The 24,808-nt window shown below is 68.0% G+C and carries 21 protein-coding genes; 9 read left to right on the top strand and 12 right to left on the bottom strand.

Annotated features, from left to right (window positions below):
• Positions 1-55: 55 nt before the first annotated feature.
• The 5 genes from hsaA to U9J23_RS02940 all read right to left on the bottom strand — a co-directional run bounded on the left by hsaA (position 56) and on the right by U9J23_RS02940 (position 5,462).
• The gene (gene hsaA, locus U9J23_RS02960) at positions 56-1,225 is read right to left on the bottom strand and encodes a 3-hydroxy-9,10-secoandrosta-1,3,5(10)-triene-9,17-dione monooxygenase oxygenase subunit (RefSeq protein WP_326601297.1); all 1,170 of its coding nucleotides are present in this window, start codon (positions 1,223-1,225) and stop codon (positions 56-58) included.
• 13 nt (positions 1,226-1,238) lie between these two features.
• Positions 1,239-2,162, bottom strand: a complete 924-nt coding sequence (locus U9J23_RS02955; protein ID WP_059382517.1) for a VOC family protein — start codon at positions 2,160-2,162, stop codon at positions 1,239-1,241.
• A gap of 51 nt (positions 2,163-2,213) precedes the next feature.
• Positions 2,214-3,392, bottom strand: coding sequence for an acyl-CoA dehydrogenase family protein (locus U9J23_RS02950; protein WP_272267024.1), 1,179 nt, complete (start codon positions 3,390-3,392; stop codon positions 2,214-2,216).
• A 192-nt stretch (positions 3,393-3,584) separates the two neighbouring features.
• Entirely contained in the window at positions 3,585-4,451 is an 867-nt protein-coding gene (locus U9J23_RS02945) for an alpha/beta fold hydrolase (RefSeq protein ID WP_059382519.1), read from the bottom strand.
• Positions 4,452-4,568: 117 nt separating this feature from the next.
• Positions 4,569-5,462 carry an IclR family transcriptional regulator gene (locus U9J23_RS02940; protein ID WP_059382520.1) on the bottom strand — a complete coding sequence of 298 codons (894 nt, stop codon included), beginning with the start codon at positions 5,460-5,462 and terminating at the stop codon, positions 4,569-4,571.
• A 245-nt stretch (positions 5,463-5,707) separates the two neighbouring features.
• Between U9J23_RS02940 and U9J23_RS02935 the strand changes: the two genes are divergently transcribed.
• From U9J23_RS02935 to U9J23_RS02925, 3 genes are all read left to right on the top strand, one after another.
• The gene (locus U9J23_RS02935; RefSeq protein ID WP_326601293.1) at positions 5,708-6,853 is read left to right on the top strand and encodes an oxidoreductase; all 1,146 of its coding nucleotides are present in this window, start codon (positions 5,708-5,710) and stop codon (positions 6,851-6,853) included.
• A gap of 227 nt (positions 6,854-7,080) precedes the next feature.
• Entirely contained in the window at positions 7,081-8,427 is a 1,347-nt protein-coding gene (locus U9J23_RS02930) for an MFS transporter (RefSeq protein WP_059382627.1), read from the top strand.
• Positions 8,428-8,563: 136 nt separating this feature from the next.
• Entirely contained in the window at positions 8,564-9,616 is a 1,053-nt protein-coding gene (locus tag U9J23_RS02925) for a ferredoxin--NADP reductase (RefSeq protein ID WP_326601291.1), read from the top strand.
• 68 nt (positions 9,617-9,684) lie between these two features.
• Here the strand turns inward: U9J23_RS02925 and U9J23_RS02920 are convergent, their stop codons facing one another.
• The 5 genes from U9J23_RS02920 to U9J23_RS02900 form a co-directional block, all read right to left on the bottom strand.
• A complete protein-coding gene (locus tag U9J23_RS02920; protein WP_059382523.1) occupies positions 9,685-10,488 on the bottom strand; it encodes an SDR family NAD(P)-dependent oxidoreductase in 804 nt (267 codons plus the stop codon).
• Between the two features lie 92 nt (positions 10,489-10,580).
• Positions 10,581-10,847, bottom strand: a complete 267-nt coding sequence (locus U9J23_RS02915) for a hypothetical protein (protein WP_080968260.1) — start codon at positions 10,845-10,847, stop codon at positions 10,581-10,583.
• A gap of 11 nt (positions 10,848-10,858) precedes the next feature.
• On the bottom strand, positions 10,859-12,043 hold the full coding sequence (locus tag U9J23_RS02910) for a Rieske 2Fe-2S domain-containing protein (RefSeq protein WP_326601289.1): 1,185 nt from the start codon (positions 12,041-12,043) through the stop codon (positions 10,859-10,861).
• A 151-nt stretch (positions 12,044-12,194) separates the two neighbouring features.
• Entirely contained in the window at positions 12,195-13,874 is a 1,680-nt protein-coding gene (locus U9J23_RS02905) for an AMP-binding protein (RefSeq protein WP_059382525.1), read from the bottom strand.
• Between the two features lie 26 nt (positions 13,875-13,900).
• The gene (locus U9J23_RS02900) at positions 13,901-14,710 is read right to left on the bottom strand and encodes a MaoC/PaaZ C-terminal domain-containing protein (protein WP_059382526.1); all 810 of its coding nucleotides are present in this window, start codon (positions 14,708-14,710) and stop codon (positions 13,901-13,903) included.
• 240 nt (positions 14,711-14,950) lie between these two features.
• Between U9J23_RS02900 and U9J23_RS02895 the strand changes: the two genes are divergently transcribed.
• Positions 14,951-16,630 carry a class I adenylate-forming enzyme family protein gene (locus U9J23_RS02895; protein WP_059382527.1) on the top strand — a complete coding sequence of 560 codons (1,680 nt, stop codon included), beginning with the start codon at positions 14,951-14,953 and terminating at the stop codon, positions 16,628-16,630.
• Between the two features lie 72 nt (positions 16,631-16,702).
• On the opposite strand, the gene U9J23_RS02890 is transcribed toward U9J23_RS02895, so the two are convergent.
• Positions 16,703-17,920 (bottom strand): acetyl-CoA C-acetyltransferase, encoded by a 1,218-nt coding sequence (locus tag U9J23_RS02890; protein WP_059382528.1) that lies wholly within the window; start codon positions 17,918-17,920, stop codon positions 16,703-16,705.
• 117 nt (positions 17,921-18,037) lie between these two features.
• Between U9J23_RS02890 and echA20 the strand changes: the two genes are divergently transcribed.
• Genes echA20 through ipdC form a run of 4 tightly spaced genes read left to right on the top strand, consistent with a single transcriptional unit; the run spans position 18,038 to position 21,539 of the window.
• Entirely contained in the window at positions 18,038-18,799 is a 762-nt protein-coding gene (gene echA20, locus U9J23_RS02885) for a (7aS)-7a-methyl-1,5-dioxo-2,3,5,6,7,7a-hexahydro-1H-indene-carboxyl-CoA hydrolase (protein WP_059382529.1), read from the top strand.
• A 30-nt stretch (positions 18,800-18,829) separates the two neighbouring features.
• Positions 18,830-19,708, top strand: a complete 879-nt coding sequence (locus tag U9J23_RS02880; protein ID WP_179161794.1) for a CoA transferase subunit A — start codon at positions 18,830-18,832, stop codon at positions 19,706-19,708.
• Positions 19,705-20,463 (top strand): cholesterol ring-cleaving hydrolase subunit IpdB, encoded by a 759-nt coding sequence (gene ipdB, locus U9J23_RS02875; RefSeq protein ID WP_059382531.1) that lies wholly within the window; start codon positions 19,705-19,707, stop codon positions 20,461-20,463. The genes U9J23_RS02880 and ipdB overlap by 4 nt, the downstream gene beginning before the upstream one ends.
• On the top strand, positions 20,460-21,539 hold the full coding sequence (gene ipdC, locus U9J23_RS02870; RefSeq protein ID WP_272267033.1) for a (3aS,4S,5R,7aS)-5-hydroxy-7a-methyl-1-oxo-octahydro-1H-indene-4-carboxyl-CoA dehydrogenase: 1,080 nt from the start codon (positions 20,460-20,462) through the stop codon (positions 21,537-21,539). Before ipdB ends, ipdC begins: the two co-directional genes overlap by 4 nt.
• A 91-nt stretch (positions 21,540-21,630) precedes the next feature.
• Here ipdC and U9J23_RS02865 read toward each other — a convergent pair whose 3' ends face one another.
• Positions 21,631-22,548: a TIGR03564 family F420-dependent LLM class oxidoreductase gene (locus U9J23_RS02865; RefSeq protein ID WP_059382629.1), complete on the bottom strand. Its 918-nt coding sequence runs from the start codon at positions 22,546-22,548 to the stop codon at positions 21,631-21,633.
• Positions 22,549-22,839: 291 nt separating this feature from the next.
• On the opposite strand from U9J23_RS02865, the gene U9J23_RS02860 reads away from it, so the two are divergent.
• Positions 22,840-24,807: a CocE/NonD family hydrolase gene (locus U9J23_RS02860; protein ID WP_283480062.1), complete on the top strand. Its 1,968-nt coding sequence runs from the start codon at positions 22,840-22,842 to the stop codon at positions 24,805-24,807.
• Position 24,808: the final 1 nt, after the last annotated feature.

Below are 24,808 nucleotides of genomic sequence, written 5' to 3'. Positions count from 1 at the left end.
TGCCCTGCCGACACCGGTTCGCGCGTGCGAAGGACGGCCGGAGTCCGGTACGGGGTCAGATCAGATTGTCCTCGACCGGGAGACCGAACGCGTCCCGCCCGTACAGCGCATAGGCCCGTTCCGGTTCGTTCGCGACGTGGACGCTGCCGGCATGCGCGTCGCGCCACGCCCGTTCGACGACACCACCGAGGAACAACGACGTCCCGCCTGCGGTCCTGAACAGCAGGTCGATCGCCTCGACCGCACGCTCGGTGGCGCGCACCTGATCCCGCCGGGTGCGCAGTCGCAGCTGCATCGGGATCTGCCTGCCCGCCTTCGCCAGCTCCCACAGTTCACGGATGTTGCGGTCGAGTTGCAGTGTCGCGGCGTCGATGTCCGACGCGACGCGCCCCACGGCGACCTGCGCGAAGGGATCGTCGACGAACCGTCCCCCACCGAGGCTCAGCCGCACCCGCTCGCGCATCGAGGACAGATACTCGTCGTAACAGCCCGCGACGACTCCGACGACGGGGACGGGGACGCTCGTGGTGAACAACGCGGCGAACGGAAGGCGGTAGAGCGGACCGGTGTTCACCTTCCGGCCCGGTCCGCGTAGTTGCGACGTCTCGTAGTTGCTCTTCACCCGGTGGTCGGGCACGAAGACGTCGTCGACGACGATCTCGTCGCTGCTCGTCCCGCGCATCCCCACGACGTTCCAGACGTCACGGATCGTGTAGTCGCTGCGGGGCACGAGCACCGTGACGAAATCGACCGGCCTGCCCTCCGATCCGACCACCACGGCGCCGAGCAACGCCCAGGACGCGAACCGGCAACCGGACGAGAACATCCACGTCCCCGACAACCGGTATCCGTCGTCGACGGGGATCAGACGGCCCACCGGGGCGTACGCCGACGAGACGAGCGTCGAATCGTCCTCACCCCAGACCTCGCGCTGCGCCCGATCGTGGAACAGGGCCAGGTGCCAGGGGTGGACGCCGACGACGGACGCGATCCACCCCGTCGAACCGCAGGCCGCCGAGATCGTCCGCACGACCTCGAAGAAGCGTGCAGGTTCGGTCTCGAACCCGCCGTACCGGCGTGGCTGCAGCATGCGGAACACACCGGCGGCGACGAGTTCACGGACCGTCCCGTCGGGGACGCGGCCGAGTCTGTCGGTCTCCGCTGCGCGAGCGGCGATTCCGGGGATCAGGTCTCGGACCGCATCCAGGACGTCGTCGGCGGTCATCGGACGGACGGGGTCAGCCTGCCGGCGGCGAGAACGCCGCGAGGGGCTCGGAACCCGACCAGTCGTGGCCCCAGTAGCTGTCGGCCGTGATCTCCTCCGCGGTGTAGAAGGTCTCGTCGACGAGCATGCCCTCGGTACCGAACTCGATGTCCCATCCGCCGGGAGCACGGACGTAGAAGGAGACCATCTTGTCGTTGGTGTGCCGGCCCAGGGTCGACGAGATCGAGAAGCCGAGCTTGTTCACCCGGTCCAGGGCCTGACCGACCGCGTCGAGCGTCTCGACTTCGAGCATCAGGTGCACGAGACCCGGTTCGGCGGTGGGCGGCGCCGGGCACAACGCGAGGCTGTGGTGGCGGCGGTTGACGCCCAGGAAGCGCACGCGCCGCACGGGCGGCGGTGCCGACAGGCCACCGAGCCGCGTCGCTCCGCGCGGCAGGAAACCGAGTGCCTCGGTGTAGAACTCGTACGACTCCCCGAACGCCGCGGTGGGCAGGACGACGTGGCCGAGCCCTTCCTCACCGGTGTGGAAGACACCGGCGAACGGCGTCACGACCGGGCTGTGGTCGAGCACCGGACCGAAGAAGACCTCGGTGCGGGTGCCGCCCGGATCGTCGAATGCGATGACCTGCTCGGCGTCGCGATAGGTCGACTCCTCCTCGGAGAGGACCTCGACGGCGATGCCGGCCTTCTCGACCGCTTCGCGCACTCGACGCAGCGCGAACTCGTCGCGCACCTCCCAGCCCACGGCGAGCGCATTGTCGACCTCACCGGGCAACACGATCAGGCGTGCCCGCCGTTCGTCGACACGCAGGTACAGGCCGTCGGGTTCCGGCCCGGTACCGATCGCCATGCCGAGTCCGTCGACGACGAGTTCGCGCCACCGTGCGATGTCTGTGGTCTGGATCCTGAGATAACCCAGTCCGCGAATGTCCGTCATAACCGAATGTCCGTCATATCCGAATGTTCCTTCGCCGTAATGGATGTGAAGTCAGATCATCGACCGCATCATGCCCTGCGGCTCTTCGCCGAGCTGGGTGAGCGTCGCGGCGTGGAAGATCGAACCGGGGACGTGGATGGCGTGGCTCAGACCGGCGTGCGCGTCGCGCCAGAAGCGCTGCAGCGGATTGCTCAGCTGCAACGCGCCGCCGCCGGCCCGCGAGAAGATCTCGTCGACGGCGCGCACGGCCCGCCATGCTGCGGCGACCTGGGTCCGGCGTCCGATCGCGCGCTGCTCGAAGGTGACCTCGATGCCCCGCTCGGTCAGATCCCAGAATCGGTCGACGGTTTCGAGCAGGGCGGCACGCGAGGCGGCGATCTCCGCCGCGGCGTCACCGAGGTTCGACAATACGTACGGGTCCTGCTTGATCGCGGTGCCCGACACCGTGACCCGCTCGCGCTGGGTCTCGATGTAGCAGTTCAGTGCGCCCTCGGCGATGCCGATGAGCGACGAGGTGATGCCGAGCGGGAAGATGCACGAGAAGGGGAACTTGTAGAGCGTCTCGTCGCGTCCGGCGTCCTGCCACGCCACCCCGCCCATGACGCGCTCGGCGCGCAGCGTCCGGTACTCGGGGAGGAAGGCGTTCTCGACGACGAGATCCTTCGAACCGGTGCCGCGCAGGCCGACGACGTTCCAGCTGTCGTGGTCGATCCGGTAGTCCGATCGCGGCAGCAGCACGTGCAGGCTCTGCGGCGGGCTCAGGCGGTTGCCGTCCTTGTCGCCCACGGCCGCGCCGATCATCACCCAGTCGCAGTGGTCGGTGCCCGACGAGAACGACCAGCGGCCGTTGAGGATGTATCCGCCGTCGACGGGGGTCGCGACACCCATCGGTGCGTACGGGGATGCGATCCAGGTGTCGGGGTTCTCGCCCCACACCTCCTCCTGGGCCTTCGGGTCGAAGAAGGCCATCTCCCACGGGTGGACACCGACGATGCCGCTGACCCAGCCGGTCGCACCGTCCATGGCGCCGATGGCCATGGCGGTCTCCGCGAACTCGCGCGGGTGCGCCTCGAGGCCCCCGAATTCCTTCGGTTGCAGGAGGCGGATGACGCCGGCGTCGCGGAGCCTCTTCGCGCTGCGGTCGGTCAGCCGCATCAGGGTGTCGCCTTCGGCACCGTCCGCGCGGATCTCGTCTGCGAACTCCGAAACGGAGTCGAGCACCTGTCCCATGATCTCTCCAGCTCTGTGAGGGTGACGCCCCGATACGACGTGGTGAGCGTCGGTTCCGTTGACGCCTACGGTCTCAGGTGAACCGCACTTGCATCGTCGTTTTTCCACTGAGCGGGAGCGGTCGGTGTGGCTGAGCGGGAGCGGTCGGTGTGGCTGAGCGGGAGCAGATTACGAGTCCGCGCGGACGGTTGGCTACGCGTCGTCGCGGCGAAGGAACGCGAGCACCGCCGACAGCCACGCCTCGCGTGCTTCGATCATCGCCCAGTGGCCGCAGTTCGGGAACACGTGGAGTTCGCCGTGGCGCAGTTCGCGCATGGGAAGCATCCCCATGTCGACGGGGCTGACGCGGTCGTCGCGACCCCAGGTCAGCAGCACCGGCGCGGTGATCTTGTGGAGCTGCGCCCAGTACGGGGTGGCGTCGGAGGCGGCAGCGGCCTTCGCACCCGCGGCGAAGGCGGCGGTGCTGTACATGCGTCTGGCGATCTCGAGGGTCTTCGGTTCGGTGGCCAGCGCCCACCGCTCCTCGATGAGTTCCTCGGTGACGATCGCGGGGTCGTAGACCATCGACCGCAGCCAGCGGACGAGCTTGTCGCGCGTGGGATCGTCCGTGAACTCCATGAGCAGCCGGATGCCCTCGCCCGGCGACGGCGCGAAGACCGACCGGCCGGCGCCTCCGATGGTGACGAGCTTCTTCACCCGGTCGGGCTGTGCGATCGCGAACTGCGTCCCGACGATGCCGCCCATCGAGTTCCCGATGATCGACACGCGGTCGAGGCCGAGTCCGTCGAGGAAGTCGGTCACCGCGACCGATGCCATCGCCATCGGGTGCCCTTCGCACGGGTCGCTCACACCGAAGCCGGGGAACTCCAGGACGAGGCACCGGTAGTGCTCGGCAAGATCGGCGAGCACACCGCGGTAGTTCCGCCAGCCGGTGACGCCCGGCCCGGAGCCGTGGAGCAGCAGGAGGGGTTCACCCTCACCGGCTTCGTGGTAGCGGAGGGTGCCGCGGTCGGTCGCGAGTTCTCTCGCCGTGTTCTCGAAAGTCCATTCCGTCGTCATGAGGTCGAGGTTTCCAGTGATTCACCTCACGCGACCCGGACACTCCCGATCACCGGGAAGTTTCCTCCGCCGACGGCCCGGACGTGGTGCCGTCGGACCTGCCTGCGGATCCGTCCGTCAGATCCAGCCGTGGGACTGTGTGGCGAGCATCTGCTCCATGACCTGCGGCGACCACGACGCTGCGGACGTGCGTGCGGCGCGATTGCGTCGGGGGGTGTCGAGTTCGGGATAGAGCGCGCGCGAGATCGTGCGGACCGCATCGGCGACCAGCGGTGCTATGCGTTCGAGGTGGCCGGGGCGGGTGGGACCGCACAGGGAGATCGCGGCGACCGGCGATGCAGGGCTGCGGATCGCGGCGCCGACGCACGACATGCCGGCGGTGGCCTCGCCGGTTTCGAAGGCCAGTCCGTGTCGACGGCGGATGCGGTTGAGTTCGAGGTGCAGGGTCGACAGGTCGGTGATGGTCCGCTCGGTGCGGGGCGGCAGGTTCGGTCCGCCGTAGAGGACGTCGACCTGCTCCGGTTCGAGGCCGGCGAGCAGCGCCTTGCCGCCGGCGGTGGCGTAGGCGGGTGAGCGTCCGCCGACCCGGGACGGCAGCGCCGCGGCGAGCTGACCGCCGATCTTGTCGAGGTAGACGCAGTCGCCTCCGTCGAGGACGGACAGGTGGGCGACCATGCCGGTGGTCATGTGCAGTTCGTGGAGGTGCGGCGCCGCGGCCTCACGGATGCGGATGTGCCCGTTGTCGCCGTCCCCCATGGCCTTCGCGCGACGTCCGAGGCAGTAGCCGAAGGACGCGTGGTCGATCCAGTCGAGTCGCACCATCTGGTCGAGGATGCGGTGGACGGTCGAGCGCGGGAGCTGGGTCCGGCACGCGACCTCCTCGAGGGTGAGTCGCGAGGAGAGGTCGTCGAAGGCGTCGAGGATCAGGGTCATCCGCTCGACCATCGACGCGGGCAGTTCGCGCTTCGGCGCTCGGGGCGCCTGCTCATGATGCGACTCGGACATCGTCACCCTTTCTCCGGATTACCGATCACCCACGACCGCGGCAAAACTGAAATTCATTCTTGTGGGTACCGGCGAGAGTACTCGGAGAGTGACCTGTTGCACAATTCCCGCCGGGTGGACCCGTGTCGGCCGGAAGATCTCACTCAGCAGGAGACGCCCGGTCCCTCCGTCCGGCCGTGGGTACAACATCGGATGCGGATCGAATCCGCCCGCCCCCGTCACCCGAACGAGCCGAAAGAGTCGAGACCACGATGCCGGATACCGAGTCCCCCCTCTTCCGCCCCCTGACGGTCCGTTCCCTCGAACTCCGCAACCGCATCGTGATGTCGCCGATGACCCGCTCGCACTCGCCGGGCGGCGTGCCCGGCCCGGACGTCGTGGAGTACTACCGGCGCCGCGCCGCGGGGGGCACGGGTCTGATCGTCACCGAGGGTGTCGCCATCGACCACCCTACGGCGGTCGACAACCCGCGCGTGCCCCACATGTACGGCGAGGAGGCGCTCGAAGGGTGGAGCCGCGTCGTCGACGCGATCCACGCCGAGGGTGGACGCATCGTTCCTCAGCTGTGGCACGTCGGTCCGCTCTGGGGCGCGATGACCGCCGACGTCGACCCGTCGCTCACGCCCATGCGTCCCTCGGGTGTCTGGGGCGAGCCCGGCGTGACGTCCTACGGCGAGGAGTACGTCGCACGGGCGTCCGAGCCCACCCGGGCGATGACGACCGAGGACATCGAACAGGTGATCGCGGCCTACGCCGATGCGGCCGCATCCGCGGCCCGGGTCGGTTTCGACGGCATCGCACTGCACGGCGGGCACGGCTACCTGCTCGACTCGTTCCTCTGGGAGGGAACGAATCTCCGCGACGACGAATGGGGCGGCGACCTCGAGCGTCGCACCCGATTCCCCGCATCGGTGGTCGCGGCCATCCGCGCGCGCATCGGCGACGACCTGCCGATCTTCTACCGGTTCTCCCAGCACAAGCAGCAGAACTACGATGCGCGGATCGCCCGCACCCCGGACGAACTGAAGGCCGTCCTCACGCCGCTGGCGGAAGCGGGTGTCGACGTGTTCGACGCGAGCATCCGCCGCTTCGACATGCCGGCATTCGAAGGCAGCGATCTCACTCTCGCGGGCTGGGCGAAGAAGGTCACCGGCGCACTGTCGATGGCGGTGGGCAGCGTGGGTATCGGAACGACGCTGCGGGAGAGCCGGTTGCTGGGCAGCGCACCCGTGCGGAACAACGTTCCCGAACTCGAACGACGACTGGGCGCCGACGAGTTCGACCTCATCGCCATCGGCCGGTTGCACCTGGCCGACCCCTCGCTCGCGAGCACTCTGCGTGCCGGCGCGGACCTTCCGGAGTTCGATCGTGCGGTGCACGAGGCCGCCCTGATCTGAGGGTCCGAAACCCGATCTCGCTCACCGGGATTGCACAACGAGACGTATCTCACCTGATCTACAAAGTGATCCGAGCCACTCCCATCCGTGGATCAGGAACCGCGGCCCGTGATCGGGTCGCCGAGAGTCTGGAATGTGCTGTGACATCCTATGCCAACGAACTCTCCCATTCGGAATCGTCGACCGCCAGGAAGCGGGGCCGGTTCGACCGGCAGAAACCGGTGTGGGTGATCGTATCGGTCCTGATCGTGGTCGAGATCATCAGTGCGTTCGAATCATCGATGATGTTCGCCGCGATCCCGACCCTCATCACCGAATTCGACAGCAACGCTTCGACGGTCGGGTGGGCGGTGACGTCCTTCCTGCTCGTCGCAGCCGCCTCTGCCGCCGTCTGCGGCCGTCTCGGCGACATGTACGGCCGCGAACGGATCCTCGTGATCCTTCTCGCCGTCGCAGCGCTGGGGTCGATCGTCAGCGCCGTCGGTGACAGCCTCACCAGCATCATCATCGGCCGTGCGATCCAGGGTGTGGCCGGCGCGATCCTTCCGCTGTGCATCGGCCTCGCACGCGAACACCTTCCTGCAGCGCGTGTTCCGGTTGCGGTTGCGCTGATCTCGGGTTCGGCCGTGGCAGCGGGATCCGCGTCGTTGCTCGTCGCAGGCCTGCTGATCGACAACGCCAGCTGGCACATGATCTTCGTCGTCGCCGCCGCGTACGCGATCTTCGCCCTGCTGCTGGTGTGGTTCGTCCTGCCCTGGCGCCGGGCCACCGGTACCTCCGAGAAGGTCGACTATCTCGGAGCGGTCGCCTTCGCGGCTGCGGTCGCCGCGATCCTCCTCGGAGTCAGCAGGTCCCAGGCCTGGGGCTGGTCGGATGCACGGACGCTGGGACTCGTCCTCGGCGGTGCCGTCGCACTGGTCCTGTTCGTGAAGTGGGAGCTGCGTATCCCCTCCCCCATCATCAACGTGCGACTGTTCGCCGACCGCAAGTTCTCGCTCACGATGCTGGCCACCGTCGCCATCGCGGCGGGCCCGCTGGGCGTGGTCACCATGATCATCCCCATCATCATGCAGACACCGTCCACCGGCGACTTCGGCCTGGGCCTGAGCGCAACGCACGCGGGCTGGCTGTCGTTCATCGGGTCCCTGTTCGGTTTCGCCTGCACCCCGCTCAGCGGCCGGATCTCCGCCGCGGTCGGCTCGCGGGCGTCGATGCTGCTCGGCACCGGACTCTTCCTCGCCGGCATCGTCGTCATGCTCACCGCGCACCACTCCGTGGTGGCCATGACCGCGATGGTGGTCGTGGTGTCGGTCGCAACCGCCTTCGCCTACACCGCGATTCCGAACCTGATCGTCGAGGCCGTGCCCGAGCGCAATACCAGTGAGGCGGCCGGAACGAACGCCGTGCTCCGCACCGCGGGCCAGGGTGTCGGTACGTCCGTCGCCACCATGCTGCTCGCCTTCGCGGCGACGCCTCTCGCCGGAATCAACACGGTCGGCGCCATGCTCGTCGTCCTGTCCGTGGTGACGATCGCCCTCACCCTGATGATCCCGCGCGGCACGCGTACCGCCTGATCCGCCGGCACCACTCGATCCGAGAACAGCGCGTCTCCTCCCGGTGTCCCGATTACCGGGAGGAGACGCGCTTTCCCGTCGGGTACGTTCTACCGTTCTCCGATCGAGACGTTCGTGTACCGAAGGGAATCCGCCGATGACAGCCGTCCAGGCACCGGTCACTTCACGCGCCACCGTGCTGACGGTGAGCGCAGTCGTCCAGGAGACCGCCGACGCCGTGTCGCTGGTGTTCGACGTACCCGACGACCGCCGCGAGGACTTCACCTACAGGCCCGGGCAGTTCCTCACCCTGCGTATCCCGAGCGACCGGACCGGTTCCGTCGCCCGGTGCTACTCCCTCGCCAGTTCCCCGTTCACGGGTGAACCGGCGAAGGTCACCGTCAAGCGCACCGCCGGTGGCTACGGTTCGAACTGGCTGTGCGACAACATCGTCGCGGGCCGGAGCATCGAGGTGTTGCCTCCCGCTGGAGTCTTCACCCCGGCCGACCTGACGGAGAAGCTCGTGTTGTTCGCCGGCGGAAGCGGGATCACCCCCGTGATGTCGATACTCGAGTCGGCACTGCACAGCGGAAACCGCGATGTGGTGCTGATCTACGGCAACCGCGACGAGAAGTCCGTCATCTTCGCCGAGAAGCTGCGCGAACTCGCCGCTCGTCACGCCGGCGCTCTCACCGTCGTGCACTGGCTCGAGAGCGTCCAGGGCCTGCCGTCGCCGCAGCAACTCGCGACCCTGATCTCGCCCTTCGCCGATCACCGTGCATACATGTGCGGGCCCGGCCCGTTCATGGACACCGTCCGCGAAGGGCTGCTCCTGGCGGGCGTGCCGAAGGACCGGATCCACGCCGAGGTCTTCACGTCGCTGTCCGGCGATCCGTTCGCCGACGTCCCCCTCGTCGAGATCGACGAGTCGGATGCCGACGCGACCTCTGCAACAGTGCAACTCGACGGCGAGGAGCACGACCTCGTGTGGCCCCGCAGCGCGACCCTCGTGGACGTCATGCTGTCGAAGGGCCTGGACGTGCCGTACTCGTGCCGTGAGGGCGAGTGCGGGTCGTGCGCGTGCACCGTCGTCGAGGGCGATGTGGACAGCCCGCCGTCGGCGATCCTCGACGAGGAGGACATCGCCAACGGATACGTCCTCGCGTGCCAGGCCCGGCCGAAGAGCGACCACGTGCGCATCGAGTTCTGAACGCCCCGACGACGAGATCGTCCCCGGATGCCGCGAAGGCGCCCAGGGACGATCCGTATCGGAAGGGATCAGCGGTTCAGCAGTGCCCGCATCGCCGCCGCGGCACCCCGGACGAGCTTGTCGCGGGGGAATCCGCTGCGCTTGACCGCGGCCTCGTAGTTGCCCCCGGCGACCCACACGGGGCCGTCCTGGAGGTGCTCGAGACCTTCACGTGCGACGTCCTCCGGTTCGGCGACGAGCATGCCGGGGATGTCGAAGTTCAGGCCCGCGCGCACCATCGCCGGCGTGCGGGTGACGCCGAGGACGAGTTCGACCACGTGCACACCGCGCGGAGCGAGTTCGAGCCACAGGCTCTCGGCGAAGACACGGCTGAACGCCTTCGACGCGGCGTAGATGCTCTGGTGTTCGGCGCCCATGTACCCGGACAGCGAGCCGAGCAGCATGATGCCGCCGCGACCGCGTTCGGCCATCTTCCCGCCGAACAGGTGCGACAACTCGACCTGGCGGTGGACGTTGAGTTCGATGACGCCGCGGAAGCCGTCGAGTTCACCGGTGACGAACTCGTGGCCGTAGCTGTTCGCGCCGGCGTTGAAGATGAACAGACCGACCTCGATGTCCGCGGTCGCTTTGCGGATCTCCTCCACGGCGTCGTCGGCGAGCAGATCGAGCGCGAGGGTGCGCACCTGCACCCCGTTGCTGCGCGCCTTGTCCGCGGTCTCCTCGAGCGGGCCCGGCTTGCGGGCGATGAGCACGAGATCGAAACCCGCGCGGCTCAATTCGTCGGCGAACGCTGCGCCGACGCCTTCCGATCCGCCGGCGATGACGGCCCACGGGCCGTAGTACGAGCGGTCGAGGTCGAGGGTTTCGGTCATCACTGTCCTTCTGGGAGTAGTCGGGGTCCGAGGGGGTCCCTGCGCGGTTGTCACTGCACGGTTGTCACTGCACGGTTGTCACTGCACGGTCGTCACTGCACGATGGGGGCGCAGATGGGGGTGTCGTCGAAGACCTCGATGACACCCGAGGTTGCCGCCCGGGAGATCGTCTCGTCGAGATACGAGCACGACATCCGCGGTGCGCCGGGGCGGCCCTCACGCCCGCCGTCCTGCTCGATCCGGCAGCGACGGCGGGCGTCGGTGTTCCACTGGATGGAGGTGTGCTCCCAGCTGTTCTTCCGGACCAGCACCTGCGCGGCGCACTCACCGCAACGCAGCGGTTCCATCCGGTTCTCCATGATTCGTTCCCCTAGCCCGCGGTGGTGGACTGCTCTGGTGCAGAACGAGTTTCCGTGTCGAGGGCGGCCTTGCGGGCGATGTTCGCCTCGACCTCCTTCATCCACGCCGCGACGGGACGGGTGGTGTCCATCTCGAACTCGAAGCGGTCGGTCATCTCCGGCTTCACGTCCTCGACGTCGACGTAGAACTGCTCGTACCAGCGACGCAGCTGGTAGACGGGGCCGTCCTCCTCGCACAGGAGCGGGTTGTCGATGCGGGTCTTGTTGCGCCAGATCTCGATGTCCTGCTCGAAACCCTTCGCGATGAAGTTGCCGAACTGCTGCGCGGTCTGCAACGCCTTCTCGCCCTCGAGACGGTCGGACTTCTTGACGATCATGCCGTACATCAGGACGAACTTGCCCTGGGAGACCGGGTAGTGGCAGTTGATGAGGACCGACTCGACGTCGTATCCCTCGTACTCGTAGACGAGATCGTCGATCATGAAGGACGGGCCGAAATAGCTTGCATCGGATCGGCTTCCGATCATCTTCGGTTGACCGTTCGCGTGCGGACGGGTGTCCTCACGGGCCTGACCGCGCATGAACTGGCTGGCGACGTGTCCTTCGAAGACGTTCTTGAAGTACACCGGGAAGGAGTAGTGCACGTAGAAGAAGTGCGCCATGTCGACGATGTTGTCGATGATCTCGCGGCAGTTGGTGTCGACCTCGGTGGTGTACCAGACCCAGTCGGTCCACTCGTCGCTCGTCGCACCCGCGATGCGCGGGATCGTCACGTCGGCCGGCGGCGGATTGCCCTGGGGGTCGTGCCAGACGAACAGCAGCCCGTCCTGATCGAGCGTGTGCCACGCGCGGGTCTTCGCGATCGGGGGAACACGACGTGCGTACGGGATGTTCTTGCAGCGGCCGTTGCCGCCCCAGCGCCAGTCGTGGAACGGGCACGCGATCTCGTCGCCCTTGACCGTGCCCTGGCTGAGATCGCCGCCCATGTGCCGGCAGTACGCGTCGAGGATCCTGATCTCGTCGTTGCTGTCGGCCCACACCACGAGTTTGGTACCGAAGGCGTGCACGGAATGCGGCTTGCCGTCCTTGAAATCCTTCGCCAGGCCGAGGCAGTGCCAGCCGCGGGCGAAGCGGGCGGGAGCCGACCCGGCGACGATCTCACGGATTTCGGATTGTTCGGAAGTGCCGAGGCTCACGGTCGTCCGTCCTTTCGGGAGGCAGGGAAAGCTTCAGGAGTTCGGGCGGCGGAGTCTGCCGGGGGGCGTCCGCCGCGATACGTCCGAACGCTAGGTGATCGGCATCACCCCAGGTGGGGACATCTCACTGGTCGAGACCTCCCCGCCGAGGTCATGCGACCGAGGCGGATTCGGCGGTGGGCAGCAGCGCCGCCCTGCCGTTGGCGACGAACTCCTGCTCGATCCGAGCGCGCATCTCGTCGTCGAGCAGGACGTACTCGGGTGTCCGCCCGACACGCACGTAGACCGGATCGGTGGTGTTCCACGCGACGGCCCGTAGCGGTGCCTTGTTCACCTTGTTGCTCCCCGTGAGCGGGATCCCGTCGGTGACCCGCACGAACCGCGGCCACCACTTGTCGCCCATGTCGGGTTGTTCCGCGAGGAACGCGCCGAAGGCCACCGGATCGAACTCGGCGTCGGGTTCGAGTTCGACGGCGCACATGACCTGGTCGCCGGTCGTGGGATCGGGCACGGCGAAGACCGGCGCCGACAGGATGCCCGGCGCGCGCAGGACGATCCGCTCGACGGGGGTCGCGGAGAAGTTCTCACTGTCGACGCGGAGCCAGTCGGACGATCGCCCGGCGAAGTAGAAGAAGCCGTTCTCGTCGCGGTATCCGAGGTCGCCGGACCAGAAGTCGTCGCCCTTGATGCGGTCGGCCATCGCCTCCGGGTTCTTGTAGTACCCCTCGAAGGTGTGCGCGGTGTTGCACGCGACGATCTGGCCGACGGCGTCGCTGTCGATCAGGCGGCCCGACTCGTCGAACCGGGCACGGGGGCACTCCTGGCCCGTGGCCTCGTCGAGGATGCGGACGTCCACCCCACCGACGGCGACGCCGAGCGAGCCGGGCGGGGTATCAGGGGTGCGGTTGATGCGGAAGACGCCCTCGCTCATCCCGTAGCCCTCGACGACCGTGCATCCGAAACGTTCGGAGAACCGCGCGACGTCGGCCTCCGAGGCCTCGGTGCCGAACGCCAGTTCCAGAGTGCCCGTGCGGTCGCGCGGATCCTCCGGGCGGCTCAGGATGTACGACAGGGCCCGGCCCACGTAGTTGACGAAAGTGGCACCGTAGCGGTGGATGTCGTCGGAGAACCGGCTCGCGGAGAACTTCCGGATCAGGCAGACGGTCGCGCCGGCCCGCATCGCCGTGCCGAGGTTGAGCATGAGTGCGTTTCCGTGGAAGAGCGGCATGCACAGATAGGCGACCGAATCCTCGCGCATGCGAACACGTTCGGTGAGCGGACCGAGAAGTCGCGCGAGCCGGCCCTGGCCGACGATCACGGCCTTGGGGGCGCCGGTGGAACCGGAGCTGAACAGCAACAGTGCGATGTCGTCGGCGGACGGGATCGTCTCGGGCAGATCCGCGCCGCGGAAGGGTGCGAGGAATTCCTCGTAGCGATCGTCGTCGATGTCGAGGATGCGGTCGGCCGACAGTCCGTGGCCGGTGTCCTCGAGCAGATGGGCGAGGCGGGATTCGGTGACGACGAGGTCGATGTCCGCGTGCGCGATGTCGCGGGCGATCTCGGGGCCGCTGCGACTGGCGTTGATGCCCACGACGGCTGCTCCGGCGAGGGCACCGGCGCCGATCCAGAAGACGAAGTCCGGGACGTTCTCGAGCAGCACCCCGATGTGGCGCTGCCGATCTGCGGGAGCAGGCACGGTCGCGACGAGCGCGGCGGCACGATCCGCGCTCTCCTGCACCACCTCGCCCCAGGTCCACTGCTGATCCTCGAAACGCAATCCCACCTTCGGGTCACCGTGACGGGCGCGCACTACTTCGGCGAACGTGTCCAACTCTTTCCTCCAGGCAGTTGTGCGGATCAGGCGAATGCGGCGCGGCCGCCGGACAGGACGGCACCGGCCTGTGTGACGACGTCGAACCGGGCGTCGGTCGTGTCACCCCAGGAACGCACCTGCGCGGTGTCACCGGGGAAGACGGGGGCGGCGAACCGTCCGAACAGTGTCCTCAGATCGGCGGGGTGGGCTCCGAGCATGTCCGCGAGCGGCAGGGTCGCAGCCGCCAGTGTGCACAGTCCGTGCAGGATGGGGCGCGGCTGACCGATGCGCGCGGCCGCGGCGGGATCGATGTGGATGTGGTGGCGGTCGCCGGTGAGCCGGTAGAGCGCGGCCTGATCGGCGTGGGTGGTGAGTGTGCCGATCGTGTCGGCCTGCTCGTCCGGCGCTGCCGGCGCCGACGGTCCGCGTTCGCCGCCGAAGCCGCCCGCTCCCGGCGCGAACAGCGACCAGGTCGCCACGAAGTACTCGCTCTCGACGACGACCTCGAAGACCGCCGCGCGGCCCTTGTCCCAGACCTCCCCGACACGCGCCGACATGGTGATCTCCCCCGACCGCGGAAGCGGGGCGAGGACCTCGAGGCTCTGGGAGCCGTGCAGTGCGGTCCTCGTGTCGAATGCGCCGAGCGCGCCGAGCGCATCGGGCGCCCACTGGGCCAGGGTCAGGGCGAAGGTCGGCAGCACCCGGAGTCGCTCCTCGAACACGAGGTCGAGGTCGGTCGCGGACGCCCCCACGGCGAGTGCGTACAGGATCGCGTCGCGTTCGTCGTAGGCGATCGTGCGGGTGCCCAGGTCGTGGCCGCGCCACTGCGCGGGCGACGCCGTCGTTGCGGTCATGGGATCGGATGTCCTCTCTCGGGGTACGGCGCCGGGCCGCGGCCCCTCGGACACAGGACCTCGGTTGCCCACGGACGCCCTGGTCCGAAGGCTAGGGAGCGCGGCGGTGACCGTCACTGCTCGTCTCACTCACCGGTACATTCGGAGCCGGACCGAGCGGTCGTGAGATTCTGACGGGACGCACTCGTTGGAGGAGGGGACGTTCGTGAAGCGCGCAGGGGCATCGACGGGACACGCGCGATGACCATCCCGTCCGATCCCTCCCATTTCCTCGACCAGCTGGTTTCCCGGCTCACGGGCCCGGGCGGCGAGTTCGAGATCGTCATGCAGGAGGTCCTGGGCACCGAGATCCCCGTCATGCGCCGACGCGATCGCGCCGTCGCCGACCTGCTGTCCCAGTCCCTGGCCTGGGGCGACCGCGAGTATCTGGTCACGACCGATCAGCGGATCACCTTCGCCCGGAACGCGCGCATGTCGTACGCCCTCGCCGCGGCGCTCCACGAGCGGTACGGGGTGGGCGTGGGCGATCGGGTCGCGATCCTGTCGGCGAACCGGCCCGAGTGGGTCACCGCCTTCTGGGCGACACAGGCCCTCGGTGCGATCTCGGTGGGGCTGAACGCGTGGTGGGTGCAGCCGGAACTCGAATTCGGTATCCGTCATTCGCGGCCCCGGGTGCTCTTCGTCGACGGTCCGCGCGCGGCGGCCGTGGCCGGCATCGACCGCGCGCAGACGGTGGTGCTGTCGATCGAGGAGGATCTGCCGCGCCTCATCGCCGAATTCGACGGCGCGCAACCGCCACCGCCGAGGGTCGCCGAGGACGATCCGGCCGTCCTCCTGTACACCTCGGGTACGAGCGGGGACCCGAAGGGCGCGCTGCACTCGCAGCGGAATCTGCTGGCGGTGGTCGACTACCACCGGTACCTCGATGCGATCGCGACGATCTGGACCGGGGCCGCGTACGACCGGTCGATTCCGTCGGATTCGCGGTACCTGCTGACGTCGTCGCTGTTCCACATCACGAGCCTGCACAACACGATCGTTCCGCGCCTGGCGACCGGCAGCACCGTGGTGATGAACCAGGGCTGGTTCGGCGTGCATCCGGTGCTCGAGCTCATCGAGGCGGAGCAGGTGACGCACTGGATGGCCGTGCCGTCGATGGCCGCGCGGATGCTCGAGGACGAGGATCTCGACCGCTACGACCTGACGTCCCTGAATCGCTTCACGCTGTCCTCGGAGCCGTCGACCCCCGAGTTCAAACAGCAGCTGCGCGAACGGCTTCCGTTCGGCAAGCACGCGATGGTCGACAGTTACACCATCACCGAGTGCAGTACGCCGATCGCCGTGGCCTCCGCCGCGGAACTCGAGGAGTATCCGGGCACGGTGGGAGCACCGATCATCACGGTGAGCCTGGAGATCCGGGACCGGACGGGCGCGTGGCTTCCGGACGGCCAGGTGGGCGAGGTGTGTGTGCGCAGCCCGTTCGTCATGTTGGGCTACTGGGACGACGAGGCCGCGACGGCCGAGGCGATCACTCCCGACCGCTGGTTGCGCACAGGCGATTTCGGCGTCGTCGAGAACGGCCGGTTGCGGCTGGTGGGCCGGCGGGCCGATCTCATCGAACAGAACGGCGAGAACGTCTACCCCTCGGAGGTCGAGGGCGTGCTGTCGCAGCACCCGGCAGTGCGCGAGTGCATGGTCACCGGCGCGCCGCACCCCGAGTGGGGGCAGGAGGTCGCCGCGGTGGTCGTGCTCGCCGACGGCCGTTCGGCCACCGCCGAGGAACTGACGACCTTCGCCTCCGAGCGGCTCGCGTACTTCAAGGTACCGACGCAGTGGACGCTGACCCGTGAGATGTTGCCGCGCAACGCGACCGGGAAGATCATCCGCAAGGGCTGGCGCGACACGCACGGGCCCTGGTAGCCGCACGCATCCCCCTCACGCGCGCCGTCGGGTGGACCGGACCGGAGTCCGGCCCACCCGAACGGAATTCGCTCAGCTCAACCGCTCGAGCACCATCGCCATGCCCTGGCCACCGCCGACGCACATCGTCTCGACGCCGAACTGCTTGTCGTGGGTCTGCAGGTTGTTGATGAGGGTCGCGGTGATGCGGGCACCGGTCATGCCGAAGGGGTGACCGAGGGCGATCGCGCCACCGGAGACGTTGAGCTTGTCCTCGTCGATCTTCAGCTCGCGCGCCGAGCCGAGCACCTGCACGGCGAACGCCTCGTTGATCTCGAACAGGTCGATGTCGTCGATGCCCATGTTCGCGTTGGCGAGCGCCTTGCGGGTCGCGTCGATCGGTCCGAGGCCCATGATCTCCGGCGACAGGCCCGAGACACCGGTGGAGACGATGCGCGCGAGCGGGGTGAGCCCGAGTTCCTTCGCCTTCGTGTCGGACATGATCACCAGAGCGGCCGCACCGTCGTTGAGCGGGCACGCGTTGCCGGCGGTCACCGTGCCGTCCGGGCGGAAGACCGGCTTGAGCTGACTGACCGCCTCGTAGGTGGTGCCCGGGCGCGGACCGTCGTCGGTGCTGACGACCGTGCCGTCGGCGAGGGTCACCGGGGTGATCTCCCGCTCGAAGAAGCCACTCTTGATGGCCTCTTCCGCCAGGTTGTGCGAGCGCACGCCCCAGCGATCCTGGTCCTCCCGGGAGATCCCGGTGTGGGAGGCGACGTTCTCGGCGGTCTGTCCCATCGCGACGTAGACATCCGGCAGCAATCCCTCGCTACGCGGGTCGGTCCACGCCACGCCCCCCTCGGCGAGCTTCGCGCTGCGCGCCTGCGCCTCGTCGAACAGCGGGTTCTTGGTGTCGGGCAGGCCGTCGGCGTTGCCGGTCACGAAACTCGACACCGACTCGACACCGGCAGAGACGAACACGTCGCCTTCACCGGCCTTGATGGCGTGCAGCGCCATGCGGGTGGTCTGCAGCGACGACGAGCAGTACCGGTTGACGGTCACACCGGGCAGGAAGTCGTAGCCGAGCTGCACCGCGACCACGCGGGCGATGTTGAAGCCGGACTGTCCTGCGGGCTGTCCGCAGCCGAGCATCAGGTCGTCGATCTCGGTGGGATCGAGGTCGGGGACCTGGGCGAGCGCCGCGGCGACCATCTGGGTCGCCAGGTCGTCCGGGCGGATCGATGCGAGCGAGCCCTTGCGCGCTCGCCCGATCGGCGACCGTACTGCGGACACGATTACTGCTTCGGGCATCTTCTCTCCTCGATGTTCCGGTCGTACTGCGACCTTACGACCCTCTGGGTCAAGCGGCTATCCTGTGCTAACTTACCAAGCAATCGCTTGGTTCGGTACAGACGTTAGGAACATGCCATGGGCATCACCTCGACCTGCGACAGCGCCGGTATCACCACGGTCACCGTCGACTTCCCGCCCGTGAACGCTCTCCCCTCACAGGCCTGGTTCGACCTGGCCGAGGCCGTGACCACGGCCGGGCGCAGTCTCGACACCCACGCGGTGATCCTGCGCGCCGAGGGCAGAGGCTTCAACGCGGGTGTGGACATCAAGGAAATGCAGGCCACCGAAGGGTTCGACGCCCTGATCGCCGCCAACCACGGGTGCGCCGCCGCATTCGCCGCCGTCTACGACTGCGAGGTACCTGTGATCGTCGCCGTCAACGGCTTCTGTGTCGGAGGCGGCATCGGTCTCGTCGGCAACGCGGACGTCATCGTCGCCTCCGACGACGCCGTCTTCGGCCTGCCCGAGGTCGACCGCGGTGCACTCGGCGCCGCAACACATCTCGCGCGCCTCGTCCCCCAGCACATGATGCGCACCCTCTACTACACGGCGCAGAACGTCACCGCGCAGCAGCTCGAGCACTTCGGCTCGGTGTACAAGGTCGTGCCGCGCAGCGAACTCGACGCCACCGCACGCGAGGTCGCCGAGATGATCGCCGCGAAGGACACCCGCGTCATCCGCCGTGCGAAGGAAGCCATCAACCGCATCGACCCCGTCGACGTGAAGACGAGCTACCGCCTCGAGCAGGGTTTCACCTTCGAGCTGAATCTCGCCGGCATCGCCGACGAGCACCGCGACGAGTTCGTCGCAACAGGAAAGCCGCGCAGCAACAGCTGACGCCTCACACCACCAGGAGTTCGGAACACCATGCGTGACAAGAGAATGTCGCTCGACGACGTGGTCGGCGAGCTGCGCAGCGGAATGACCATCGGCCTCGGTGGCTGGGGGTCGCGCCGCAAGCCCATGGCCCTCGTGCGGGCGATCCTCCGCTCGGACGTGAAGGATCTGACCGTCGTCACCTACGGCGGCCCCGATCTGGGTCTGCTGTGCTCGGCGGGCAAGGTGAAGAAGGCCTACTACGGATTCGTCTCGCTCGACTCGGCACCGTTCTACGATCCGTGGTTCGCCAAGGTGCGTACGGGCGGCGAGATCGTCGCCCGCGAGATGGACGAGGGCATGATCAAGTGCGGCCTGGAGGCCGCCGCGGCACGCCTGCCGTTCCTGCCCATCCGCGCAGGCCTGGGCTCGGCCGTCGTCGACTTCTGGGAAGGCGAACTGAAGACCGTCACCTCGCCGTATCCCGGCCCGGACGGCACCGAGACCCTCATCGCCATGCCGGCGCTGAACCTCGACGCGGCGTTCGTTCACCTCAACATCGGCGACAAGCACGGCAACGCCGGCTACCAGGGTGTCGACCCGTACTTCGACGACCTCTACTGCATGGCCGCCGAACGGCGCTACGTCTCGGTCGAGAAAATCGTCGAGACCGAGCAGCTCGTGAAAGAAGTTCCGCTCCAGCAGCTCCTGCTCAACCGCATGATGGTCGACGGGATCGTCGAAGCACCGAACGGGGCGCACTTCACCCTCGCGGGCGACAGCTACGGCCGCGACGAGAAGTTCCAGCGCCACTACGCCGAGTCCGCCAAGGACCCCGAGACATGGCAGGCATTCGTCGACCGTTTCCTCTCGGGCAGCGAGGACGAGTACCAGGCCGCAGTCCAGAAGTTCGCACAGGAGCAGGCATGACCACCACCGAGACCGTGACCCGCGCCGAGTACTGCGCGATCGCATGCGCCGACATCTTCGCGGGTGCCGGCGAGATCATGGCGAGCCCGATGGCGACACTGCCGCAGATCGGCGCACGCCTGGCCAAGCTCACCACCGAGCCCGACCTGCTGATCACCGACGGTGAAGCACTCATCCTCGCCGACGTCCCGGCACTCGGCGCGAAGGCACCGATCGAAGGCTGGATGCCGTTCCGCAAGGTGTTCGACGTCGTCGCGTCGGGTCGCCGCCACGTCGTGATGGGCGCCAACCAGATCGACCGGTACGGCAACCAGAACCTGTCGGCCTTCGGTCCGCTCCAGCAGCCGACGCGTCAGATGTTCGGTGTGCGTGGGGCTCCCGGCAACACGATCAACCACGCGACCAGCTACTGGGTCGGCAAGCACTCCTCGCGCGTCTTCGTCGACACGGTCGACATCGTCTCGGGTGTCGGATACGACAAGGTCGATCCCGAGAACCCGGCGTACCGCTTCCTGGACATCGCGCGGGTCGTCACCAACCTCGGCGTCTTCGACTTCGGCGGCCCCGGCCACAGCTTCCGGGCTCTCTCGCTGCACCCGGGTGTCGAGTCCGCGACCGTCGCCGAGAACACCTCCTTCGAGGTCGCCGGTCTCGACGAGGCCGGTGTGACCCGCGAACCCACCGCCGAGGAACTGCGTCTGATCCGAGAGGTGATCGACCCCAAGGGGTTCCGCGATCGCGAGGTCGCGCTGTGAGCACCCTGCGCACGGCACTGACGGAGCTCGTGGGCATCGAGCACCCCATCGTCCAGACGGGCATGGGCTGGGTCTCCGGTCCTCGCCTGACCGCCGCGACGTCGAACGCCGGTGGCCTCGGCATCCTCGCGTCGGCGACGATGACCTATCCCGAGCTCGAAGCTGCGGTCGCGAAGACGAAGTCGCTGACCGACAAACCGTTCGGCGTCAACATCCGCGCCGACGCCTCGGACGCCGGCGAGCGCATCGACCTGCTGATCCGCGAGAAGGTGAAGGTCGCGTCGTTCGCCCTCGCACCGAAGAAGGAGCTGATCGCCAAGCTCAAGGATCACGGCATCGTCGTGATTCCGTCGATCGGTGCTGCCAAGCACGCCGTGAAGGTTGCCTCGTGGGGCGCCGACGCGGTGATCGTGCAGGGCGGCGAGGGCGGTGGCCACACCGGTCCCGTCGCGACGACCCTGCTGCTGCCGAGCGTCCTCGACGCCGTCGACATCCCCGTCGTCGCCGCCGGTGGCTTCTTCGATGGTCGCGGTCTGGCCGCCGCGCTGTCCTACGGCGCGGCCGGCATCGCGATGGGCACTCGGTTCCTGCTCACGAGTGACAGTGCCGTTCCCGATTCGGTGAAGCAGCAGTACCTTTCGCGGGGACTGCAGGACACCACGGTGTCACTCAAGGTCGACGGCATGCCGCACCGGGTCCTGAACACCGACCTGGTGAACAGCCTCGAGAAGTCCACCTACGCGAAGGGACTGCTCGCGGCCGCGCGGAACGCGACGAAGTTCAAGTCGATGACGGGCATGAAGTGGTCGACGATCGTCAAGGACGGCCTCGCCATGAAGAAGGCGAGCGACCGCACCTGGCAGCAGATCATCATGGCCGCCAACACCCCGATGCTCCTCAAGGCCGGCCTGGTGGAGGGCAACACCGCCGCCGGTGTGCTCGCCTCCGGTCAGGTCGTGGGCATGCTCGACGATCTGCCGAGCTGCCAGGAGCTGATCGACCGCATCGTCGCCGAGGCCGTCGAGCGCATCGACGCCCTCTCGGCTCTGCGCGATCAGGGGCGTCCCGCCGCCTGATTCCGATTCCGAGCAGATCGAGACCGGTGTTGTTGTCGAGTTTCCGCGAGAAATCGACAACAACACCGGTCTCGGTCCGTTCCGACGACCGCTATTCGGTGGTGAGCGCGCTCAGAAGAGCTCTGGTGCGACGGAGCGATGCTCGCGGGTCGTCGCCGATGGGGACGATCGCCGCCCAGACGTCGGTGACGCCCGCATCGAGCAAACCCTGCAGCTGCCGGCGCACCGACTCCTCGTCGCCGACGATCGCGATGTCCGCCGGGGTACTCGCGCCCGCCTCCTCCAGGACCCGCCGGTAGCTGGGCATTCCCGCGTAGGACGTGGCCGTCGCGGCGACCGCATCGCGCGCGGCGTCTGCGTCGTCGTGGACTGCGACGGGCAGTCCCGCCACGATGCGCGGCTCCGGCCGGCCCGCCCGCGCGGCGGCCGTGTAAATCGCGGGGGCGATCCGTGATTCGATCACCTTCGGCGCCGCCATCCACAGGACCGTCCCGTCGGCGTACTCCCCCGCGACCCGCAGCATCCGCGGCGACATGGCGGACAGCAGGACGGGCACCTCGTGTGCGACGTCGACCATCCGCCCCGCACTGCGGGTCGACCAGGCCTCTCCCCGGAAGTCCACCTCCTCACCACGCAGCAGGGCGGTGACGATCCGGATGTACTCCTCGGTGTTCTGCCCCGGGGTGTCGTACGACAATCCGTAGACGTCCCGGACCAGGCTCTCGTGCGACGGTCCCAGCCCGAGCGTGAATCCCGGCCGGCCCATGGCCTCGGCGACGGCCGCGGCGCGGTTCGCCTGCAGCAGCGGGTGGCACGGGTAGGTCTGGAGCACGGCGGTGCCGAGTTCGATGGATCCGGTCTCCCGACCGGCCACCGCGAGGGTCGCCAGCGGGTCGCCCGCGACGGTGCTCGCGAACCACAGCGACGTGAAGCCCTCGGCCTCCGCCTTCTGTGCCTGCTTCACGATCCTGTCCGTGGACGACGCTCCGCCCGTGAGCCCGATTCGCATCGACACCTCCGCGATCGCATTCCCAATCGATGAGGAGAACAGTACTCTCCGATAAAGAGAGTATGGATTCTTGTCGGAGAACTGTGGTCGGCCGGGTCCTGATAGTTCCCGCCATCGAAACCGACGTTGTTGTCGATCCTTCACGGGATGAACGACAACAACGTCGGTTCCGATCCGACCGACTACGGTCGTTGACGGATTCGCCGACCTCGCGTTAACGTGCGCGGAACTGTTTACCGCAGGCATGGGGCCCCGGTGAGATCACGCACGGTCGCATTCGTCGTGGCGGCAATGGCCGCCTGCACCATCACATCCACAGCACCGGCGACCGCCGATCCCAGCGGTGGCGCCTCCGGCGCATCCTGGCAGAGCCTCGTCGATGCCCCCGACGCCTATCCGAACACGGCCGTCGAGTGGGACGTACCCATCACGCTGAGCGACGGGACGGTGCTCCGCGCCAACGTCTTCCGTCCCGCACACGCCGACGGCACCCCGATCGACGAACCCACCCCGGTCGTCCTCGGTCTCACGCCGTACACGAAACTGCTGTCGACGCTGGCGTCGGTGGCGATGGAGGACCCGCAGTTCGCCCCGTTCGTGGACGAACTCGGATCCGTCCTGAACTTCGGGGCCCCCTTCGACGGCATCACCGAACTCGCCGCCCCGGCATCGCAACTCGGCCGCGCCTTCGGACTCAACCGCGATCTCGTGCAGAACGGGTACACGCAGGTGATCGTCGACGTGCGGGGTACCGGTTTCTCCCACGGACAGTGGGAGGTCCTCGGTCCGCGCGAGCAGCAGGACACCGTCGAGGTCATCGACTGGGCGGCGAAGCAGCCGTGGTCGAACGGACGCGTCGGGACGACCGGCGTCTCCTATTCGGCGATCAACCAGATCCAGGCCGCCGGCCTGCGGCCCGAGGCACTCGACGCTGTCTTCGCCGTCGAACCTGGCAACGACCTGCTGCGCGACATCGTGGGCACCGGCGGCGCCGTGGGTGTGGGCTTCATGCCCGCCTGGCTCGGTCTCGTCAACGGGCTCAAATGGGTTCCCGACATGGAAGCCCTCCTCCAGGGCCGGTTCGACGCACAGTGGTTGCGCGACAGGCTCGCCGACCCCGCCACGAAGATCCCCGAACTCTTCGAGGTCCTCACCGCGCCGAGCGTCGACGGCGTCTCCCCCGATGCCCTCGCGGTCGCGCAGGACGGCCCGTTCTACCAGGAACGGCAGGCCCGACTCGAGTCGATCGAGGTGCCCACCTTCGTCTTCGGCAACTGGCACGACATCTTCGCCGACAGTGAGCCCGACATCTACAACCGGATTCCCGTCGAACCCGGCCGCAAGCAACTGGTGATGGGCGACGGCTACCACGCGATCCTCGGTACCGGATTCGGCACCGAGGGACACCCACCGAACATCACGGCACTCCAGCACGCCTGGTTCGACCGCTGGCTCAAGGACATCGACAACGGCATCGACGAGTACGGTCCCGTCACCCTGCTGCAGCAGGGCGGTGGCTGGGTCACGACCGACGAATTCCCGCGCAGCACCGTCGACCACGAGAAGCTCTTCCTGTCGCCGGCACCGAGCGGCACCGCGTGGCACGCCCTCCACGACGGCACGCTCGCGACGTCGGCACCCGAGACCGCACAACGACTCACCGTCGCCCCGGGATTGCGCGGATTCTGTTCCCGTGAGGCCGCGCAGGGCACCGCCGGCATCGCAGTGCTGTTGGGCGCCGGATGCACGAAGGACGCCCGGTTCAACGAGGCCGAGGGTCTCACCTTCACCAGCGGGCCGGTCACCGAACCGACCGTGCTCTCGGGACCGGTCAACGTGCACCTCGAGACCGTCCTCGACACCACCGACGGATTCTGGTCGGTCTCCGTGAACGACGTGGCTCCGGACGGACGGTCCACCGTGCTCACCACCGGTTCCCTCGTCTCGTCGCTGCGGGCGATCGACGATTCGAAGAGCACGTTCACCGCCGACGGCGACTATGCGCAGGCACATCCGGTGCTGACCCTCGAGTCCCGGCAGCCGATCGTCCCGGGGCAACCGACGGCCCTCGACATCAGCACGCTGCCGACCGAGGCGGTCCTGCAACCGGGGCACCGCATCCGCGTGGACGTCTACGCCGCGAGCGTCCCGCGCTCGCTGCCCCTCGGTCCGATGCTGGTCGAGAGCGGACTGCGGCCACAGCACCTCGAACTGAACCCCGCCTCACCGAGTTTCGTGACACTGCCCGTCGCTCGATAGG

Source organism: Rhodococcus sp. PD04, from assembly GCF_035918275.1.
Taxonomy (GTDB): domain Bacteria; phylum Actinomycetota; class Actinomycetes; order Mycobacteriales; family Mycobacteriaceae; genus Rhodococcus; species Rhodococcus rhodochrous.
This window is presented reverse-complemented; position numbering and strand designations above follow the sequence as displayed.

What these genes read in the sequence shown, in the direction of transcription:
- U9J23_RS02900 (WP_059382526.1), bottom strand. Translation starts at nt 14,710, where the DNA reads ATGACCGCAACGACGGCGTCGCCCGCGCAGTGGCGCGGCCACGACCTG.
- U9J23_RS02935 (WP_326601293.1), top strand. Translation starts at nt 5,708, where the DNA reads ATGCCGGATACCGAGTCCCCCCTCTTCCGCCCCCTGACGGTCCGTTCC.
- U9J23_RS02955 (WP_059382517.1), bottom strand. Translation starts at nt 2,162, where the DNA reads ATGACGGACATTCGCGGACTGGGTTATCTCAGGATCCAGACCACAGAC.
- U9J23_RS02950 (WP_272267024.1), bottom strand. Translation starts at nt 3,392, where the DNA reads ATGGGACAGGTGCTCGACTCCGTTTCGGAGTTCGCAGACGAGATCCGC.
- echA20 (WP_059382529.1), top strand. Translation starts at nt 18,038, where the DNA reads ATGGGCATCACCTCGACCTGCGACAGCGCCGGTATCACCACGGTCACC.
- U9J23_RS02880 (WP_179161794.1), top strand. Translation starts at nt 18,830, where the DNA reads ATGCGTGACAAGAGAATGTCGCTCGACGACGTGGTCGGCGAGCTGCGC.
- U9J23_RS02925 (WP_326601291.1), top strand. Translation starts at nt 8,564, where the DNA reads ATGACAGCCGTCCAGGCACCGGTCACTTCACGCGCCACCGTGCTGACG.
- U9J23_RS02890 (WP_059382528.1), bottom strand. Translation starts at nt 17,920, where the DNA reads ATGCCCGAAGCAGTAATCGTGTCCGCAGTACGGTCGCCGATCGGGCGA.
- U9J23_RS02860 (WP_283480062.1), top strand. Translation starts at nt 22,840, where the DNA reads ATGGCCGCCTGCACCATCACATCCACAGCACCGGCGACCGCCGATCCC.
- U9J23_RS02945 (WP_059382519.1), bottom strand. Translation starts at nt 4,451, where the DNA reads ATGACGACGGAATGGACTTTCGAGAACACGGCGAGAGAACTCGCGACC.
- U9J23_RS02895 (WP_059382527.1), top strand. Translation starts at nt 14,951, where the DNA reads ATGACCATCCCGTCCGATCCCTCCCATTTCCTCGACCAGCTGGTTTCC.
- U9J23_RS02915 (WP_080968260.1), bottom strand. Translation starts at nt 10,847, where the DNA reads ATGGAGAACCGGATGGAACCGCTGCGTTGCGGTGAGTGCGCCGCGCAG.
- hsaA (WP_326601297.1), bottom strand. Translation starts at nt 1,225, where the DNA reads ATGACCGCCGACGACGTCCTGGATGCGGTCCGAGACCTGATCCCCGGA.
- U9J23_RS02865 (WP_059382629.1), bottom strand. Translation starts at nt 22,548, where the DNA reads ATGCGAATCGGGCTCACGGGCGGAGCGTCGTCCACGGACAGGATCGTG.
- ipdB (WP_059382531.1), top strand. Translation starts at nt 19,705, where the DNA reads ATGACCACCACCGAGACCGTGACCCGCGCCGAGTACTGCGCGATCGCA.
- U9J23_RS02920 (WP_059382523.1), bottom strand. Translation starts at nt 10,488, where the DNA reads ATGACCGAAACCCTCGACCTCGACCGCTCGTACTACGGCCCGTGGGCC.